At 40.2% G+C, this 2,000-nt stretch carries 1 protein-coding gene and 1 pseudogene; one reads left to right on the top strand and one right to left on the bottom strand.

From position 1 onward, the window contains the following. Positions 1-275: 275 nt before the first annotated feature. Positions 276-632 carry a hypothetical protein gene (locus H6G97_RS50495; RefSeq protein ID WP_190736622.1) on the top strand — a complete coding sequence of 119 codons (357 nt, stop codon included), beginning with the start codon at positions 276-278 and terminating at the stop codon, positions 630-632. Positions 633-840: 208 nt separating this feature from the next. Here H6G97_RS50495 and H6G97_RS50490 read toward each other — a convergent pair. Continuing rightward, positions 841-1,701, bottom strand: a pseudogene (locus H6G97_RS50490) (IS5 family transposase). Positions 1,702-2,000 lie beyond the last annotated feature (299 nt).

Raw genomic sequence — 2,000 nt, 5'->3', positions numbered from 1 at the left:
TCTTGAATTTATCGACTATTTTAATCAAACAATGGCTAAACCTTTTAAGTGGACATATAAGGGTAAAGTGTTGGCTATCTAATACTTGGCTTATTTCCGCCTTGCAGTACTAGGCTGTTGACTTTGGCTATTTTTTGGGGAATTACCGAAAAATTATTTGTGCTGGTTTTTGCTTGGATTAGAGCTTATCATTGCGAACTAAAGAAATAAATCTCATTTAGTAGTTTCTGGAAAAGTTACATTATTTAGCTACCAACAGATTAAGGAAGAAAACAATGAATCTCACTCTCGTTAATAATAACTTACAAATTGAATGGGAATGGCATGAGCAATTACTGGCATTTAATATCTGCAAAAATTTGGTAATTCCCCTCAATCATATTACAGCAGTTTCGACTGATCAACCAGTAAGTAGTTGGTCAGAAATCCGTAATCCCGGTCTTGTTATTCCAGGGATAATTAAAGCAGGAACCTACTACAGCAGTAGAGGTAAAGAATTTTGGTACGTGACGAAAGACCAAGATTATTTAACTCTAGAACTCAAAGATGAATCTTGTCAACGAATTATTCTCACAATTGATGCAAATCAAGCTTGGCTGGAACGCATTCATCAGTTTATAGCAGGTAACTAAATATTGGAGGTGGGGAACAAATAGAGAAGTATAAACTCTATCAATCACTGACTTCAAATGAATAGCGGAATTAAAAGCGTTTTCAACCAAAAAATGTAACTTAACCATCATATACTGTATCGGAATATGACACATAATTACAAGTTTAAAGCATTACAGGTATTAAGTCTTTTCGGGTTAATGATTACTACTAGGGCGTGTTTTAAAACTATAGCCATATAATGATGTAAGCAAATGTCAGCATTGCAAGGTAGTTATCAGCTTTTTTCTCATACCGTGTAGCAATCCGACGAAATTGCTTCAAACGCTTGAAACATCGCTCGACCCGATTTCTTTGGCGATAAATGGATTTATCAAACTTACCGCGTCTGCGTTCGTTCGACCTACGTGGAATGGTGAACCGAATACCACGCCGTTGCAAATGACGACGAATATTAGCACTGCTGTAACCTTTATCACCGACTAATCGCTTGGGGCGTAAGCGAGGACGACCAACACTTGGACGTTTTACCGCTCCTTGTGACATTAATTGCTCAAATACCACTGCTTCATGACGTTCACCAACTGTGAGCAAAAATGTAATAGGTAAACCATTACCATCACAGCGCATATGAATTTTGGTACTAAAGCCACCTTTAGAACGTCCTAAAGCCTCTCTTTGCTGAACCTGTTCAATTTCAGATAGCTCACTGTTAGGATCTAGCTCCCCATGAGTGCTCCTGCCGTATGTTGGTGGGCACGGATAACACTGCCATCTACGTAATGTAGTTCCCAATTAAGTTGCCCCGACGCATCGGCTTGTTGCTGCAAGGACTGTAAAATCTTTTGCCAGCTTCCACTTCTGCGCCAACGGTAAAATCTACCTGCTACTGTCTCCCACTCTCCATAACGTTCTGGTAAATCGCGCCACGGCGCTCCGGTTCGTAAAATCCACAATATACCATTGATCATTGTGCGGTGGTATGAAGCTTGGGCGGCCTGTTTTTGGTTTTTGAGCTGGAAGCAGTGGCATCAGGCGCTTCCATTGTCGCTCTGTCAAGTCGCCCCGACTTTGCGGTGGAAGGATCATAGATAAATGTTAACTTCGTTAATTTTTAGTGTTCTCAACCATTTTACCGAGTTTTAAAACACGCCCTAGCCCTTATTTCACATAGCTTAGAGCTTTTCAAGCGTGCCATTCCCATATAAACTAAATGCAACCAATAAAAACCTTGCCAATAGTAGCCTCTACTATTCTGAGTTTATTGACTCTTACTGTGAGTCATTCTGTTAATGCTCAAGCAGTGATTGATACTTTAGACAGCGGTAATCTGACTGTGACTAGTATGACATCAGGAAGTGGCTGCACTGTCCTTTTTAACCCTCAGC

Origin of the sequence: Nostoc flagelliforme FACHB-838, assembly GCF_014698065.1 — a bacterium.
Taxonomy (GTDB): Bacteria; Cyanobacteriota; Cyanobacteriia; order Cyanobacteriales; family Nostocaceae; genus Nostoc; species Nostoc flagelliforme_B.
The sequence above is the reverse complement of the archived record's forward strand: the minus strand, read 5'-3'. Positions and strand labels throughout refer to the sequence as shown.

Coding starts and splice junctions, on each gene's coding strand:
- H6G97_RS50495 (WP_190736622.1), top strand. CDS start 276: ATGAATCTCACTCTCGTTAATAATAACTTACAAATTGAATGGGAATGG.